This is a genomic window from Streptomyces sp. NPDC059788 (assembly GCF_042732265.1).
Classification (GTDB): domain Bacteria; phylum Actinomycetota; class Actinomycetes; order Streptomycetales; family Streptomycetaceae; genus Streptomyces.
Genome location: NZ_JBHWHY010000022.1, coordinates 119,416 through 133,552 on the forward strand (window position 1 = coordinate 119,416; position 14,137 = coordinate 133,552).

General features: G+C 72.3%; 15 protein-coding genes. 11 read left to right on the plus strand and 4 right to left on the minus strand.

Annotation, left to right across the window (positions count from 1 at the left end; genetic code table 11):
• Nucleotides 1-102: 102 nt before the first annotated feature.
• Both ACFV57_RS20710 and ACFV57_RS20715 read right to left on the minus strand, forming a co-directional pair.
• Nucleotides 103-816: an SDR family NAD(P)-dependent oxidoreductase gene (locus tag ACFV57_RS20710; RefSeq protein ID WP_385234043.1), complete on the minus strand. Its 714-nt coding sequence runs from the start codon at nt 814-816 to the stop codon at nt 103-105.
• 130 nt (nt 817-946) lie between these two features.
• Nucleotides 947-1,195 carry a hypothetical protein gene (locus tag ACFV57_RS20715; RefSeq protein WP_385234046.1) on the minus strand — a complete coding sequence of 83 codons (249 nt, stop codon included), beginning with the start codon at nt 1,193-1,195 and terminating at the stop codon, nt 947-949.
• Nucleotides 1,196-1,275: 80 nt separating this feature from the next.
• Here ACFV57_RS20715 and ACFV57_RS20720 point away from each other — a divergent pair, with 80 nt between their 5' ends.
• On the plus strand, nt 1,276-2,082 hold the full coding sequence (locus tag ACFV57_RS20720; protein WP_385234135.1) for a LysR family transcriptional regulator: 807 nt from the start codon (nt 1,276-1,278) through the stop codon (nt 2,080-2,082).
• A 66-nt stretch (nt 2,083-2,148) separates the two neighbouring features.
• On the opposite strand, the gene ACFV57_RS20725 is transcribed toward ACFV57_RS20720, so the two are convergent.
• Nucleotides 2,149-2,625: a MarR family winged helix-turn-helix transcriptional regulator gene (locus tag ACFV57_RS20725; protein WP_385234049.1), complete on the minus strand. Its 477-nt coding sequence runs from the start codon at nt 2,623-2,625 to the stop codon at nt 2,149-2,151.
• Nucleotides 2,626-2,736: 111 nt separating this feature from the next.
• On the opposite strand from ACFV57_RS20725, the gene ACFV57_RS20730 reads away from it, so the two are divergent.
• Complete coding sequence (locus tag ACFV57_RS20730) at nt 2,737-3,486, plus strand: dienelactone hydrolase family protein (RefSeq protein ID WP_385234052.1); 750 nt, start codon at nt 2,737-2,739, stop codon at nt 3,484-3,486.
• A gap of 24 nt (nt 3,487-3,510) precedes the next feature.
• Here ACFV57_RS20730 and ACFV57_RS20735 read toward each other — a convergent pair whose 3' ends face one another.
• The gene (locus tag ACFV57_RS20735) at nt 3,511-3,912 is read right to left on the minus strand and encodes a RidA family protein (protein ID WP_385234055.1); all 402 of its coding nucleotides are present in this window, start codon (nt 3,910-3,912) and stop codon (nt 3,511-3,513) included.
• An 851-nt stretch (nt 3,913-4,763) separates the two neighbouring features.
• Between ACFV57_RS20735 and ACFV57_RS20740 the strand changes: the two genes are divergently transcribed.
• The 9 genes from ACFV57_RS20740 (at nt 4,764) to ACFV57_RS20780 (ending at nt 14,066) form a co-directional block, all read left to right on the plus strand.
• Nucleotides 4,764-5,414, plus strand: coding sequence for a hypothetical protein (locus tag ACFV57_RS20740; protein ID WP_385234058.1), 651 nt, complete (start codon nt 4,764-4,766; stop codon nt 5,412-5,414).
• A complete protein-coding gene (locus tag ACFV57_RS20745; RefSeq protein ID WP_385234061.1) occupies nt 5,398-7,158 on the plus strand; it encodes a GH3 auxin-responsive promoter family protein in 1,761 nt (586 codons plus the stop codon). The genes ACFV57_RS20740 and ACFV57_RS20745 overlap by 17 nt, the downstream gene beginning before the upstream one ends.
• A 97-nt stretch (nt 7,159-7,255) precedes the next feature.
• Entirely contained in the window at nt 7,256-8,113 is an 858-nt protein-coding gene (locus tag ACFV57_RS20750; protein ID WP_385234064.1) for a class I SAM-dependent methyltransferase, read from the plus strand.
• Nucleotides 8,110-9,564, plus strand: a complete 1,455-nt coding sequence (locus tag ACFV57_RS20755) for an FAD-dependent oxidoreductase (protein WP_385234067.1) — start codon at nt 8,110-8,112, stop codon at nt 9,562-9,564. Before ACFV57_RS20750 ends, ACFV57_RS20755 begins: the two co-directional genes overlap by 4 nt.
• Nucleotides 9,561-10,739 (plus strand): hypothetical protein, encoded by a 1,179-nt coding sequence (locus ACFV57_RS20760; protein WP_385234069.1) that lies wholly within the window; start codon nt 9,561-9,563, stop codon nt 10,737-10,739. Before ACFV57_RS20755 ends, ACFV57_RS20760 begins: the two co-directional genes overlap by 4 nt.
• On the plus strand, nt 10,736-11,482 hold the full coding sequence (locus ACFV57_RS20765) for a DUF6182 family protein (protein ID WP_385234072.1): 747 nt from the start codon (nt 10,736-10,738) through the stop codon (nt 11,480-11,482). Before ACFV57_RS20760 ends, ACFV57_RS20765 begins: the two co-directional genes overlap by 4 nt.
• Nucleotides 11,475-12,275 carry a LysR substrate-binding domain-containing protein gene (locus ACFV57_RS20770; RefSeq protein ID WP_385234075.1) on the plus strand — a complete coding sequence of 267 codons (801 nt, stop codon included), beginning with the start codon at nt 11,475-11,477 and terminating at the stop codon, nt 12,273-12,275. Before ACFV57_RS20765 ends, ACFV57_RS20770 begins: the two co-directional genes overlap by 8 nt.
• Nucleotides 12,272-13,156, plus strand: coding sequence for an alpha/beta fold hydrolase (locus tag ACFV57_RS20775; protein WP_385234078.1), 885 nt, complete (start codon nt 12,272-12,274; stop codon nt 13,154-13,156). The genes ACFV57_RS20770 and ACFV57_RS20775 overlap by 4 nt, the downstream gene beginning before the upstream one ends.
• Complete coding sequence (locus ACFV57_RS20780) at nt 13,146-14,066, plus strand: class I SAM-dependent methyltransferase (RefSeq protein WP_385234081.1); 921 nt, start codon at nt 13,146-13,148, stop codon at nt 14,064-14,066. Before ACFV57_RS20775 ends, ACFV57_RS20780 begins: the two co-directional genes overlap by 11 nt.
• Nucleotides 14,067-14,137 lie beyond the last annotated feature (71 nt).

A 14,137-nucleotide genomic window follows, 5' to 3' on the forward strand; every position in this document is an offset into this window, starting at 1 on the left:
GCGGTGGCGGCGGGGCTGCGGAGGCTGTCCCCGCCGGGGCTGCCCCGCCGGGAGGGGGAGTCGTTCGGCACGGCCGATCCCGGCAGGGGCAGCTCGCGGCGTCTACCAGGGCACGACCTGCCCCTGATGGTCGACGAAGTGGAGACCGGGCTTCCCCTGGTGGCGCTCGATCGTCTCCACGACCCCGGGAATGCTCTCGTCGACGCTGAGCTCGGCGTCGGGGCCGCCGAGTTCGGTGCGTACCCAGCCCGGGTCCATGAGCAGCAGCGTCCGGGAGTCGTCGGCGTAGCGGGCGGCGTAGCTGCGCATCAGCTGGTTCAGCGCGGACTTGCTGGCCCGGTACAGGTCCTGCCCGCCGTCGGTGTTCAGGGCGATGCTTCCCTGGTCGGACGACATGATGCCGATGGTCCCGGCCGGCGCGACCAGGGGGCGCAGGGATTCCACGACGCGCATCGGGCTGAGCGCGTTGGTGATCATTACCTCGGTGAACATGTCCGTCGGTACTTCGCCGATCGGGAGGTCGCCGCGCGTGATGGCGGCGTTGACGAAGAGCAGGTCGAGGGTGCGTCGTGCCAGCCGGTCGCCGAGCGCCGAGATCTGGTCCGGATCGGTCATCTCCAGTGACTCGACGGTCAGCCGCCCACCGGACGCCTCGGCCAGGTCGTGCAGGCCGGTGCGCCCGCTGCCGCGGACCGTGCCGATGACGTCCCAGCCGCGGCGCAGGTACTCGGCCGCGAGCGCGAGCCCCAGGGTCCGGGAGGCCCCGACGACGAGGGCGGTCTTGCGGGTGTCGGTGTGGCCGGTGCTGCCAGTCATGTGATTCCTGTCGTGGGTGGGAGCTGCCGCGAAGCCCCGTGCGCGGCCGTGGCCGGCCGGCGGTCGTTCGCCGGTGGACGGTCGCTTCAGGGGGCAATCGCGGCAGCGTGTGGTGCGGGAGCGGTCGCGTTCAGCCGAGTACGATCGGTTCGCGTACCTGCTCGCACCAGTTGCGGAAGGTGGTCGGGTGAGTGGTCCGCGCGGTGCGGGAATCGCCGGCGCCGGGGCTCCCGCCCGGGGCGCGCCGCGTGTCGACGAGGGGCTGACGTCCATGGTGCGTCTGACGGTTCGCTGCCTCGGGCACGCAAAGAGCGGTCTCCAGCAGACCGCGCAGGACCTGGCTGCCGATGCCGCCCGTCGCAGTGGTGATGACGAGCATGAGAGAAGTCTCCGAGCGCCGCGGCCGCACGTCCAATACTCTTCCGATCACATTGATACCGTAAGGGCATGGATCTGGACCTGGATCTCGATCTGCGGAAACTCCGTTACTTCGTCGCGGTGGCCGAGCACCGGCACTTCGGCCGGGCGGCACAGGCGCTGTTCATCGCGCAGCCGGTCCTCAGCCGGCAGGTCCGCGCGTTCGAACAGGAGCTGGGCTGCCTGCTGTTCACACGGACCACGCGCAGCGTCGAGCTGACTCCCGCGGGGGAGCGGCTGTACGACGAGGCGCGGAGCATCACCGCGGTGGTGGCCACGGCGCTGCGGCGCGTGCACGAGGCCGCGCGCGGCGAACAGCGGCTCGTCATCGCCTTCTCTCCCGGCCTGCACGTGTCGGAAGCGATCCGGGCGTTCACGGCGAGCCATCCGGAGGTCGAGATCGATGTCTTCCCGCTGCGCTGGTGGGAGCAGGACGCGCCGCTTCGCGACGGCCGCGCGCACATCGGATACCTCCGGCACCCCTTCGACGACGCGGGGCTGCGCACCGTCCCCGTCGGCCGTGAGACCAAGGTCGCGTGCCTGCCCGTGACACATCCGCTGGCCGGCCGCCGCACCCTCACCTCGGCCGATCTCGACGGTGAGCCGGTCCTCGACGTCAGAACGCGGCGAACGTCCTCACTGGAGGAGAAGTTCGAGCTCATCGCCTCCGGGCAGGGCCTCGCGCTCGTCCCCGTCAGCGTCGCGGGCTCCTACTCCCGCCCCGACCTCGTCTACCTGCCCGTCACCGACGCCCTGCCCGTCGAGACCTGCCTGGCGGTACCGGAGAGCGCCTGCGCGGGCCCCGTTCTGGACTTCCTGGACATCGCCACGGCGACACTGACCGCGTAGGCGGGAGGCCGCCACGCGAGGCCGGGAGCTTCAGGAGTGCCGGGAGCTTCAGGAGTGCCGGGAGTTTCAGGAGTGGTGGTCCAGCAGGCGGGTGAGCAGCTGTACGAACTGGTCGCGCTCGGCAGGGTCCAGCGGCGCGAGCAGTTCGTCGTGGAGGGCGTCCAGGGCCTTGTCGAGACGGCGCAGCTGACGGCGGCCCGGCGCGGAGATCGTGATGATGTTGCGGCGCCGGTCGTCGGGGTCGGGCGTCCGCCGGACGAGGTCGCGTTCGGCCAGTTCGTTGAGCACCCCGACCATGTCGCTGCAGTAGATGCCGGTGCGCCGGCTCAGCTCCGCCTGGCTGGCCGGCCCGTATTCCTGCAGTGAGGCGAGCACGGCGTAGTGCCACTTGCGGGCGTCGGCGCGGGCCAGCAGCCCCTCGGTTATCAGCCGGTCCGACCGCGCGGTCAGCTGGGACAGCAGCCGGCTCGGCAGGCGGCGCAGCCGGTCGGGCGTCCGGGGCGCGCCGTCGTCGGGCAGGCCCGCGGCTTCGGCTCTGATCATGGCGTCAATTCTACCCATTGCGTTAGTCCACCTAACGATGTACGTTCGCTCGCGGTCGAGAACGTTAGTGTCATAAACGTTCATCGAGTGAACTTTCAAGGAAGGAAGACCTTGCCCACCAAGACAGTTCAGATCCCCACCGCGGACGGCCGCGCCGACGCTTTCGCCGCCTGCCCCGACAGCGGCGAGCGGCACCCGGGGGTGCTGCTGTACATGGACGCGTTCGGTCTGCGGCCCGAGTTGGAGAAGAAGGCGCGCGAACTGGCCGAGCACGGGTACTACGTGCTCGTACCCAACGTCTACTACCGGCACGGCCCCGCCCCGGTGGCCGAACTTCCCGAGCACATCGGCGAAGAGAACCGGTCCGCGGTCTTCGCCCAGCTGATGCCCCTGATCGAGGCGCACACCACCGAACGTGTCCTGAGCGACGCCGACGCCTTCCTGAGGTTCCTCACCGCCCAGCCCGAGGTCGGTGACGGGCCGGTCGGCCTGGTCGGCTACTGCCTGGGCGCCGTCCTGGCGATGCGCACCGCGGCCGCCCACCCCGACAAGGTGGCCGCCGTCGCCGGATTCCACCCCGGTGCCCTGGTCACCGACGCGCCCGACAGCCCGCACCGCCTCGTCCCCCGGCTCACCGCACAGGTCCACCTCGGCCTCGCCGAAGGCGACCTGACGCCCGAGGGCATCAGCGAACTCAACCAGGCACTGGACGCCGCGGGTGTCGACTACACCACCGAGACCTACCCCGGCGCCATCCACGGCTTCACCATGTCCGACACCGGGGCCTTCGACCCCTCCGCACTGCAGCGTCACTGGGACCGCCTGCTGCCCCTCTTCGGCCGCACCCTGACCAGCAGCTGAGACGCCGGGCCACAACGCCCGTGCTCAGGCCGTGGCGGAGTCCGGCGCCACGGCCAGCGCGTCGACCTCCACCCGGAAGTCCGGGTGCACCAGTCCGGCGACCCGCACCAGCGAGCAGGCCGGCGGGCGTTGCGCGTCCTGGTGCTCGTCCCGCACCCGGCGGAACGCGGCCAGGTCGTCGAGGTCGGTGAGGTACACCGTCAGCTTGACGACGTGTCCCAGGTCCGAGCCCGCCGCCTCCAGCGCGGTGGCCAGGTTCGCGTACACCTGCCGGACCTGCGCCTCGGCGTCGCCCGCGCCCACCACCGCGCCGTCGCCGTTCACCGGCACCTGTCCCGACACCGCGACCATGGCTCCGGTGAAACGCACCGCGTGGCTGTAGCCGTTGACCGGCGGAGCGCCCTCGGGGCGTATGAAGTGTTCCATGCCGTCTCCTTCCATCAGGGGACGATCATGCCAGCCGGCCCGGTGGGGTCAGCGACGTGTGCGAACCGTCGCTGAAGCGGGGCGCTTGGGGGCGTCCGGAGCCCCCACGGGCGTCTCGGGCCACGGCCTTCCCGTACGTAGGACCTGGTTGCCCCGCGTGCTGTCGAGGACGCGGCCCCAGCAGGCGAGACGAGCGACGACGCTGTTGCCCGCGAGGTTCGTCAGGGCGCGGCACTCGGACACGGACTTGTCGACATCAAAAGCCAGCATGATTCCGGCGGCGGGAACGGTGCCGACGGCCCAGAGGGGGCGGCCAGTTGCGGGGGCCCTGGGATGGGCCTGTGGTGTCGGTGGTGTGGGTTTGGTGGACCTGGCGAAGATGTGGTCGCGGGCCTCAGTAGACTGGTGATTTTGCCACTTCTCTTCCTGCCATCCTCGGCAGATGAAGGGATCAAGGTGGCCATGACCGGAGTCGGCGACGAGGCGGGAACGCTCCGGCAGTTCGGTCTCGACCGGCGCCCGGATATCCGGTACGGGCTGTCCGTGAGCACGCGCCCGGTCCTCCGTACCCATCCGCCCGTGTCCCACCCGTGTCCGCCTGCCCGCGTCCGGCGTTCGGGCCCTCGTCTGCCGGCGTCCAGTGCCCGGCCCCGGCCCCCGGCCCTCCGGTCGCCGGGGAAGCAGCCCGCTCCCATCGGGCATGGCCGCGCGTGCTGCCGGGAGGTTCGTGGTGGAGGTGGTGCGTACGTCGTGTGGGGCCGTGGCCGCACGGTCGTCTTCGCAAGGCATGCCGAACTGTTCCGGTTGGTGCAGGGGTTACCGGCCCGACATCAGCCTGAGGGGGAGAAGAGATGCGCAAGCCGACAGAACCGCCGTTGTTCGATGTCCTGTTGGGGCCCGACCACGCGGGTAAGTCCTCCGTGGTGCACGCGCTTGCGGAGGCCGATCCGTCGCGGTGTCTGGTTTCCGCGGACGGTGCTCTGCTGGCGCCGGAGCATTCCTTGATCCGCCGACTGCGGCGGGACCTGTTCACCGACGTGACCACCGCACTGGGCACGGCCTACTCCCTGGACTTCATGGCCACGGTCATGCAGACCGCCGTGGTGCACCTGCGCGACCAGGTGCTGCGCGCTCCCCGGGGGCGTCCGGTGCTGGTGGATTCCTACTACTACAAGATCCTGGCGAAGTGCCGGCTCGCGGGCCTGGACGACTCCCCCCTCTACGCGTGGTGGCGCTCCTTTCCCCAGCCGCGCAGCGTGGTCTACCTGGATGTGTCCCCGCGCACGGCCTGGCTGCGCAGCGGTGAGGGAGCCGAGGCCAACGACTGGGAGTACTACGGGGACCGGGCCGGGCCGGAGGCTTTCGAGAGCTATCAGAGTGACCTGCACCGCGCATTGCTCCAGGAGATCGCGCACCTTCCGGTGAACGTGGTCCACGAACAGGACGGCGTCGCCCAGACCGTCGGCGCCGTACGAAAGGCGCTGCATGATGACGTCGACTGAGACCACAGGCACCGTCGGGCAGCCCGGCGGCGAGGAGCGGCTGCGGCGCTACCGTGAGCGGGTCTTCGCGGAACGGGCGCGGCTGATCGATTCCTTCGCGGACGTGGAGGCGGCTCAGCGGCAGGTGCTGCGCGGGCTGCTGGAGTTCAACGCCGAGACGGCCTTCGGCCGCCGCCACGGCTTCGACGGCATCCGTTCCCTGGACGACTTCCGTAAGGCCGTACCCATCCAGGACTACGCGGCGCACGAGCCGTGGATCGAGCGGATGGCCGCGGGCGAGGAGGGGGTGCTGACCGCCGACCGGCCTGCCGTGTACTTCACCAGCAGCGGCAGTACCGGTGCGCACAAGAAGATCCCGGTCACCCCGGCCTTCATGCGCACCACCTTCTTCCCCTTCTACTACGCGGCCTGGGCGCCGCTCGCCGAGCACTTCCCCGACGTCCTCACCCGCCCGGACGCGGTCCTCAACCTCAAGCACGACCCGCTGTCGGCCCCGCCGACCACGGCGTCCGGCGACCCGCACGTCGGCGCCAGCCAGGTCGACTTCGGGGCCCGGTTCGGCGAACCGCTGTCGGCGGAGCCCGGCACGGCGGCGCCGTGGGGTGTCCTGCCGGTGCCGGTCGGGGCGGGCGAGCACGTGGAGAAGATGTATCTGCGGCTACGGCTGGCCGTGGAGAGCGATGTGCGGTGCGTCATCGGCATCAACCCGGCGATGGTCGCGGCCCTTCCGTACCAGCTGAACCTGTGGTGGCCGCGGATCGTCAAGGAGGTCCGCGACGGGACGCTGGGCGGGCACCCGTACGGGCCGGGGGCGCCGGAGCGGGCGGCCCGGCTGGAGCAGCTGGCCGAGTACTTCGGCACCGTGCGCCCGGCTCACATCTGGCCCAACATGCGTGCCATCTTCTGCTGGACGACCGGAGTGGCGTCGCTCTACCTGCCGCGGCTGCGTGCGGAGTTCGGACCGGGAGTGAGTCTCCTGCCGGCGCCGGTCGCCGCTTCGGAGGGGCCGGTCGGCGTGGCGCTGGACCGGCACGCCTCGGGCGGACACCTGGTGGCGACCGCCGCCGTGTACGAATTCGCGGACGCCGAGGCCGACCTGACCCCGGACACCCCGACGCTGGGGCCGGGCGAGCTGGAGGAGGGCCGTGAGTACCACGTCGTCTTCAGCCATATCGGTGGGATGTACCGCTATGCGGTGGGGGACGTCGTCCGTGTCGTCGACCACGACCGGGGTGTGCCCCGCCTGGAGTACGGGGGCCGCAACACCCGTTCCGACGCGGCGGGGGAGCGGCTGCGCGACGCGCAGGTGATCCGGGCGCTCTCGGTCGCGGGCGGCACCACGGGCCTGGAGCTGCGCAACGCCGCCTGCCGGGTGGCGTCCGAGGGCGGCGCCGTACCCCGGTACACCTTCGCCGTGGCCGGCAGCGCGCGGTGGACCCAGGAGGAGAAGGAACGTTTCGCCACGGCGCTGGACGCCGAGCTCGGCCGTGCGTCCTCCGGCTACCGCTCCGCCAGGGCCGGAGGCCGCCTCGACGCGCTGACGGTGCGGACGCTCGACGCCGACGCGTTTGCACGGGACTGGCTGGAGAGCGTCGCGAAGGGCGTGCGCCCCACCCAGGTGAAGGACCGCATGTTCCGTCAGGACCCCGGCATGTGGGCCCGGCTGACCGGGCCGGACGCCCCCGGGTCCGGAGCGGGGGACAAGGCGGCATCCGCCGCGTACGGGCACGGAGGCAAGGAATGACCGCGGCGGCGGCGACCGGCCGCGCACCCCGCGCACGGGCACGGAGACAGGGCACGACCGGGTCGGCGACCGCCGCGTACGGAGAAGGAGACAAGGAATGACCGAGTCGCTCGACGCCGTGGAGCGTACGGCCCTGCTCACCGCCGCACTGCGGGCGGCGGAGAGCCGCCGCCCGGACCGGCTCTACCACGACCCCTTCGCGGAGGCCCTGGCCGGCGGCATCGGGCCCGAGCTGCTCGCCGAGGTACGGGCCGCCACCTTCCCGAAGGACGCCGAACGCACCCTTCCCAGCACCCCCGACTACAACGCCATCCGCACGCGCTTCTTCGACGACTACCTCCTGGAAGCGGCCCGGGACCCGGATACCACCCAGATCGTGCTGGCGCCCGCGGGCATGGACTCCCGGGCGTACCGCCTCGGCTGGCCCGACCGGGTCCGTTACTTCGAGGTCGACCGGCCCGCCGTCGTCGATTTCAAGAAGAGCCGCCTCGGTGACGCCCGGCCGCGCGTCGACCACCGCACCGTCGCCGTCGACCTGACCTCCCCGGACTGGGAGAGCGACCTGGAGGCGGCCGGGTACGACCCGGCCCGGCCCTCCACCTGGCTGCTGGAAGGGCTGCTCTACTACATCGCCGAGGACGACACCCACCGCATCCTGGAGCGTGTCGGCGCCATCACCGCGCCGGGCAGCCGGATCGCCGCCGACATCGTCAACAGCGCCGCCTTGACCCTGCCTCATATGCGCGGTCTGCTCGACGTGTTCGAGGGCTGGGGCTGTCCGTGGCTCTTCGGTACGGAGGAGCCCGAGGCCCTGTTCGACAAGTACGGCTTCACCGCGGAGGCGGTGCAGCCCGGGGAGCCGGGGGCCGACTACGGGCGGTGGCCCGACCCGGTGCCGCCGCGTACCGAGCGCGACGTGCGCCGGGTGTTCTTCGTCCACGGACGGCGGCGATGAGCCCTCAGGCCGTCGTCGCGGGCGGCAGCATCGCCGGTCTGGGCACCGCTCTCGCACTGAGCGGCGCCGGCTACCGGGTGCACGTGCTGGAGCGCGGGGCACCTCCCCCCGACGGCCCGCCGGCCGAGGTGTCCCACCTGTGGCCCAGACCGACCGCCCCCCAGGTGGTGCAGGCGCACACCCTGACCTCGCTCGGCGTACGGACCCTGCGGGAACGGGCCCCCAAGGTCCTCGACGCCCTGATCGCCACCGGTGCCCGCATCTTCCACCTGGTCGACGCCCTGCCGCCCGGCGTCGAGGACCGCACCGGCGCGGTCGGCGACGACGAACTGGTCGCCCTGGCCTGCCGCCGTACGGTCCTGGAACTCGTCCTCCACCGGTTCGTGCGGGAACTGCCGGAGGTACGGATCTCCTACGGGACCAAGGTCGCCGGGCTGATGACGGACGCCGGGGGCGACCGGGTCCGCGGTGTGGTGACCGAGGACGGTTCGCGCCTGACGGCCGATGCCGTGGTCGACGCCACGGGCCGCCGGTCGGAGTCCCGGGCCTGGCTGGCCGCCGCCGGGGTCCCGCTGGCGGACGACGTGCACGCCCCTTCGGGCGTCAGCGCCTACACCCGCTTCTACCGGCTCAGGACCCGGGAACTGCCCACGCCGCTGAACCGGGGCCACGCGGTGGGCAACATCTGGGGCCATTACGCCGGCGTGCTGCACCCCGAGGACAACGACATCTTCTCCGTCTGCGTGGGAGCGCTGCCGGGGGACCGCGAGCTGAGTGCGCTGCGTGAGCCGGAGACGTTCGACGCCGTGTCCCGCGCGACCCCCGGCCTTGCTCCCTGGCTCGCCGACGGGGTCGGCGAGCCGGCCTCGCCCGTACACGCGATCACCTGTCCCCCCAACACCCTGCGGGGCACTGCGAGCACCCGGCAGCGGCCGGTCGCCGGGCTGTTCGCGGTGGGCGACGCCGCCTGCGTCACCAACCCGCTGTTCGGACGCGGTGTCTCGCTCGCGCTCACCCACGCCTTCCAGCTGGCGGACCTGCTCACGGAGATCCCGGAACCCGGAACGGCCCAGAGCCGCGCCGCGGCCCGTGCCGCCGAGCGGCTGTACCTGCCCTGGTTCCGGCATGCCGCGGAGAGCGACCGGGCCCGCATCGCCCAGTGGCGGGCCGCCGTGAACGGCACCCCGCCGCCCGCCCGGCCCGCCGCCACCGGGCAGCCGGGCATGGCGGACGTGGTGGCCGCGGCCCGTACGGACGGTGTGGTGTGGCGGGCGCTGGAACGCGTCCTGATGGGGCTGAGCACCCCGGCCGAGGCCCTCGGCGACGAGAAGATCGTGCTGCGGGTCCAGCAGGCCGACGCTTCGTACCGCGATACGGAGGAACCCCCGCCCAGCCGGGCCGAGTTGCTGCGCGTCGTACGCGCCGCCGCCGGCCGGGGGGCGCGGAGATGAGCCTGCTCACCACGGAGCCGGCCGCCGGTGCCGGGCCCGGAACCGGGCGGCGCCGGGTGCTGCTGGCGCCGGTCACCGTCACCCCCTGCAAGCCCTTGACGCACAGCCACCTCAAGGGCCTGCTGTGGACCGATGTCATGTACCGGGCCACCTCCCACCTCGCCGATGTGACGTACCGCTACAGCCACACGACATATGACTGCACCGAACAGACGGCCGGATTCTGGGAGTACCTGGACCGCGTCCAGGGCGACATCGACTACTCCGGCCTGACCGAGAACGCCATCGGTGAGCTCTATGTCCGCTACCGCGCCGAAGGCGGCCCGGTGACACCGGACGCCCTGCGGCCCTACCGCGAAGCCGTCGAACACCACGGCTGGACCCACCCCGCCGCCGTACGGATCCTGGAGCACTGGACGTCTCAGTACGCCGCACTCGGGCTGCACGACCCCGGCCTCGACCGCCATCAGCCGCCCGCCTTCGGCCTGGAAGAAGCACTGACACGCCTGGACGGCCTGGGGTTCTGCCTCGACCTGCGCCCCGACGGCGGCCCCGTCTACCTGGACGCGACCCGGTACGGCATGCCGTTGCGGCAGATCGTCTCGGCCGACGGACAGCCCAACTACCTGGCCTGCGCGCTCCGCGAACTGCTGCCCCTCGCCCCGGAGCACGACGAGGTGGTGCTGCTCTTCGACCAGGACCTGGACCCCGACTACCAGCTCCTGCAGCGGGTGCTGTCGTCCGCCGGACCCGATGTCCACCGCGTCGCGCTCGGCAGGGTGCCCATCGACGGCCGGATACGCTCCTCCCGGCACGGCGAATGGCGTGGCCACACCGTCGCCGACCTGATCGACGACATCGCCGCGGCACACGACCGGGCGGTGACCAGCCTCGGCGTACGGCTGTACTTCATCGCGACCCTCGGCCCGGGGCAGCGCCAGTCCTTCCGGGACGACCTGCTGCGCGGCTGCCTGGACCGGGCGCGGCGGCTGCTGGACCGGGAGCCCGCCGGGTACGGCACGCCCGCGGAGACCGCCGCCGCGGTCGTCGGCGCCCTGGCCGGGCACCGGGGCCGCGACCACCTCCACGTCGATCCGTACCGGCTCACGTCGGGCCTGCTCGCCAGGCGCCGCAGGGTTCCGGTGTCCGAACTGGCGACGGCGGTGTTCACATGACGCTCTCGCAGAGCCTGTTACGGAGCCGGGCCGCGGAGCGCGTCCGGGCCGCCCATCCCGCTCTGGCCGCGAAGTTCGACCTGGAGGATGCGGACGACCTCTTGGCGGCCCAGTCGGAGATCGCCTCCCTGGCGGAGTCCTTTGACACCCAGGCCGTGGTCGTGCTGCGCAGCTTCTCCCTCGCGGCGTGGGTGCGCGCCACCTGCAGCTTCGCGGCCGGGGTGAGCCCGGACCGCGCGGTGCGGTGGCGGCAGGCGTTCACCCGTACGGTCTTCCTGGCCGGGAATCCGGACCAGCTGCGGGAACGGTTCGCCTTCGAGCACATCAGCGAGGACGGGTCGGCCGCCTGGCGCGGTCCCGAGCCGGCTTCCGAGTCGGCTGCCCTGCGCCGGTTGCTGAAACGTTTCGACAGTGCGCGTGCGCTGCCGATCGGGCCCGCCGTGCGGATCCCGCTCGCGGGCCCGGACCACGGGTCGCGCGCACGGCACCCCGCACGCCGTGACCTCTACGTCGCCACGTCCGGCATGGCCCTCTCGGCGTACCTGGTCCACGTCAATCACCTGCTCGTCGAAGCCGTCATGGACGGACTGATCGCGCCCGGCGACGAGCTGACGGTCCGTGAGCTGCCGAGCCTGGTGGGCGTGTCCGTCCCCTTCGCGTCCCTGCGCATCGGCGTGGATGCCTGTCGCCCCGACCGGCTCAGGGCTTACGCCGCCCTGACAGAGGAGATCACCCGTGCCTGAATCAGACGTGCCCGTACCTCCCTCGGCGGCCACCGGGAGGGCCGTTCGCCACAGCTCCGGCGCGGCCGCCACCCGCCGCGTCCGCTTCGGCTATCACGGCTCCACCGCGGTCGCCGCCTCGATCATCCGTGCCGCGGGGCGGGACATCACCGATGTCGACCTGATCCAGTACGACGTCGCCGACCCGTTCGCCGAGCTGCGCGCGGGCCGCCTGGACGTGATGATCGGCAAGTTCGACGTCCGCGAGCCCGACCTCCTCCGCAGCACGGTGCTGGCCAGCGAACCCCGTGTGGCGGCCGTGAGCACGGCGCACCCCTTGGCGCGTCGGGGGACGGTGTCCGTGGAGGAGATCGCCGATTACGAAACCTTCGACCGGCCGGGAACACTGCCCGAGTACATCTGGGACCAGGTCGTCCCGCCGGTGACCCCGGCGGGTCGCGGGCTCCGGCGCGTCCACCCGTTCCGCTCGCCCCGGCAGCTGATGGCGCTGGTCGCCGAAGGGCGGGCGGTGCACATGTCCGTCGGTTCCATCGGCGATGTCACCCCACCTGGTGTGACCGTCATTCCGGTCCACGACCTGGCGCCCGCCCCGGTCTGCCTGATCTGGCGTGCCGGTGGGCGGCTTCCGGACCACGTCGGACGGTTCGTCGCCGATGCGCAGGCCGGGGCGCAGGCCGATGTACGAGCCGGAGCGCAGGCCGGAGCGCGGCGTTACGCGGCGGCCGTGTCCGGCACTCCCGGCGCCCCCGGCATTCCCGGCCCCACCGGCACGGCGCCGGAGGCCGTCCGATGACGGCCGCGCGCCCCATGCCCGTGGTCCTGCTGCACGCCCTGGCCCTCGACTCCTCCATGTGGTCGGCGCAGGCGGCGGCCCTGCGCCGACGGGGACACCACGTCCTCGTGCCGGACCAGAGGGGCTTCGGCCGCTCGCCGCTCGGCGACACCGGTACCGGAAGCGCCCCCGGCGCCCGCACCCACCCCGCCCCCTCCCTGGACGTGGTGGCCGACGACCTGGCCCGCCTCCTCGACGAGCAGGGCGTGGACCGTTTCGGGCTGGCCGGCTGTTCGATGGGCGGATACGTGGCGATGGCCTTCCTCCGGCGCCACCCCGGGCGCGTACAGGCCCTCGCCCTGCTGTCCACCAAGGCCGGACCGGACCCGGACGCCGCACGGGCCGACCGGGAGAAGTTCGCCCGTCTGGTCACCGATCCGGCCACCGGGCCCGGCCTCGTCGAAGCCACCACCCCGCTGCTGGTCGGCGCGACCAGCCGTGGGCGCTCCGGGCTCGTGGCACGGCTGCTGTCCGATGCCCGCGCGGCGCCCCCGGCATCCTTGGCCTGGGCCCAGCGGGCCATCGCCGCCCGCCCCGACTCCCTGCCCCTGCTGCGGTCCACGGACATTCCGGCCCTGGTGATCGCGGGGGCGGAGGACGAACTCGTCCCCCTGCCCGAGGCCCGCTCCATGGCACGGGCGCTGCCCCGAGGGCGCCTGCTGACCGTCCCGGAAGCCGGACACCTGCCGCCTCTGGAGGCCCCCGAAGTGATCAGCGAGGCGCTTGCCGCCCTGTTCGCCGCCCCGGCTCCGTCGTCTGTGGCCGCACCCCCCGGCCAGACCGTGACCGAGCCGACGGAACCGACCGAGCCCGCCACTCCCGGGAGCCACCATGCTCACTGACGACCACGCCGCCTGGGGCCATGCCTCCTCCACCGGGCTGGGCTTCACCCACCACACCATCGTCGACGCCCACTTCGCGGCCTGCCGCGACCCCTACCTCGAACTGCTGGCGAGGGCCGGCCTCCGGCCCGGCCGGCGCGTACTCGACGTGGGCTGCGGGAGCGGCGAGTTCCTGCCGCATCTCGCCCGCATCACGGGGGAGGGCGGCCACCTGTCGGCCGTCGACCTCGCCGACGAACATGTGGCTCTGGTGCGGCAGCGGTCCCAGGAGTGGGACCTGCCCTGCTCTTTCGACGTCCGGCAGGGCAGTGCGCTCCGGCTTCCGTACGCCGACAACTCCTTCGACGCCGTATGGTGCGCCAACACCGTGCAGTATCTGGACGATGACCAACTCGCGACCGCACTGAGCGAAATGCGCCGGGTGGTACGTGCCGGAGGCATCGTCGCCGTCAAGGAGCTGGACGCGAGCCTGATCACGGCACGCCCCGCACCTCCGTACCTCTTCAGCGACTTCTTCCGCGCCGCCGCCGCGGCACCCGGCTACGCCCGCCAGCTGCTGCGGACCCGTGACCTGCACCGGTGGCTGCGCGAAGCCGGGCTGAGCGACGTCCGGCAGCAGACGGTGCTGATCGAACACCATGCCCCGCTCAGCACCGCCGCCAGGGAGTTCTACGGCCTGGCCTGCGCGCGACTGGCCGACCAGGCCAGGACCGCGGCAGCGAAGGAGGGGGCAGGGGCGGATGCGGTTGCGAGGGACGCGTGGGATGCCTTCGCCGACCCCAACGGACCGGAGCACCCGCTCGACGCCCCGTACGCCTACATCAGCGAGGGAAACGCACTGGCCGTCGGCATCGTGCCGTCCGATGACGTCGCTTCCCGGCCGCCCGCCGGCGAGGCCCCCGGCCTGTGAGAGGAGATTGCCTTGCCGGTCGTTTCCGTCCACGGCACACCGTCATCACGCCCGATTTCTCGGGCAGCGGG

Excerpts from the sequence above, each read along its gene's own strand:
- ACFV57_RS20710 (WP_385234043.1), bottom strand. The coding sequence starts at position 816 with ATGACTGGCAGCACCGGCCACACCGACACCCGCAAGACCGCCCTCGTC.
- ACFV57_RS20715 (WP_385234046.1), bottom strand. The coding sequence starts at position 1,195 with ATGCTCGTCATCACCACTGCGACGGGCGGCATCGGCAGCCAGGTCCTG.
- ACFV57_RS20725 (WP_385234049.1), bottom strand. The coding sequence starts at position 2,625 with ATGATCAGAGCCGAAGCCGCGGGCCTGCCCGACGACGGCGCGCCCCGG.
- ACFV57_RS20735 (WP_385234055.1), bottom strand. The coding sequence starts at position 3,912 with ATGGAACACTTCATACGCCCCGAGGGCGCTCCGCCGGTCAACGGCTAC.
- ACFV57_RS20740 (WP_385234058.1), top strand. The coding sequence starts at position 4,764 with ATGCGCAAGCCGACAGAACCGCCGTTGTTCGATGTCCTGTTGGGGCCC.
- ACFV57_RS20745 (WP_385234061.1), top strand. The coding sequence starts at position 5,398 with ATGATGACGTCGACTGAGACCACAGGCACCGTCGGGCAGCCCGGCGGC.
- ACFV57_RS20750 (WP_385234064.1), top strand. The coding sequence starts at position 7,256 with ATGACCGAGTCGCTCGACGCCGTGGAGCGTACGGCCCTGCTCACCGCC.
- ACFV57_RS20755 (WP_385234067.1), top strand. The coding sequence starts at position 8,110 with ATGAGCCCTCAGGCCGTCGTCGCGGGCGGCAGCATCGCCGGTCTGGGC.
- ACFV57_RS20760 (WP_385234069.1), top strand. The coding sequence starts at position 9,561 with ATGAGCCTGCTCACCACGGAGCCGGCCGCCGGTGCCGGGCCCGGAACC.
- ACFV57_RS20765 (WP_385234072.1), top strand. The coding sequence starts at position 10,736 with ATGACGCTCTCGCAGAGCCTGTTACGGAGCCGGGCCGCGGAGCGCGTC.
- ACFV57_RS20775 (WP_385234078.1), top strand. The coding sequence starts at position 12,272 with ATGACGGCCGCGCGCCCCATGCCCGTGGTCCTGCTGCACGCCCTGGCC.
- ACFV57_RS20780 (WP_385234081.1), top strand. The coding sequence starts at position 13,146 with ATGCTCACTGACGACCACGCCGCCTGGGGCCATGCCTCCTCCACCGGG.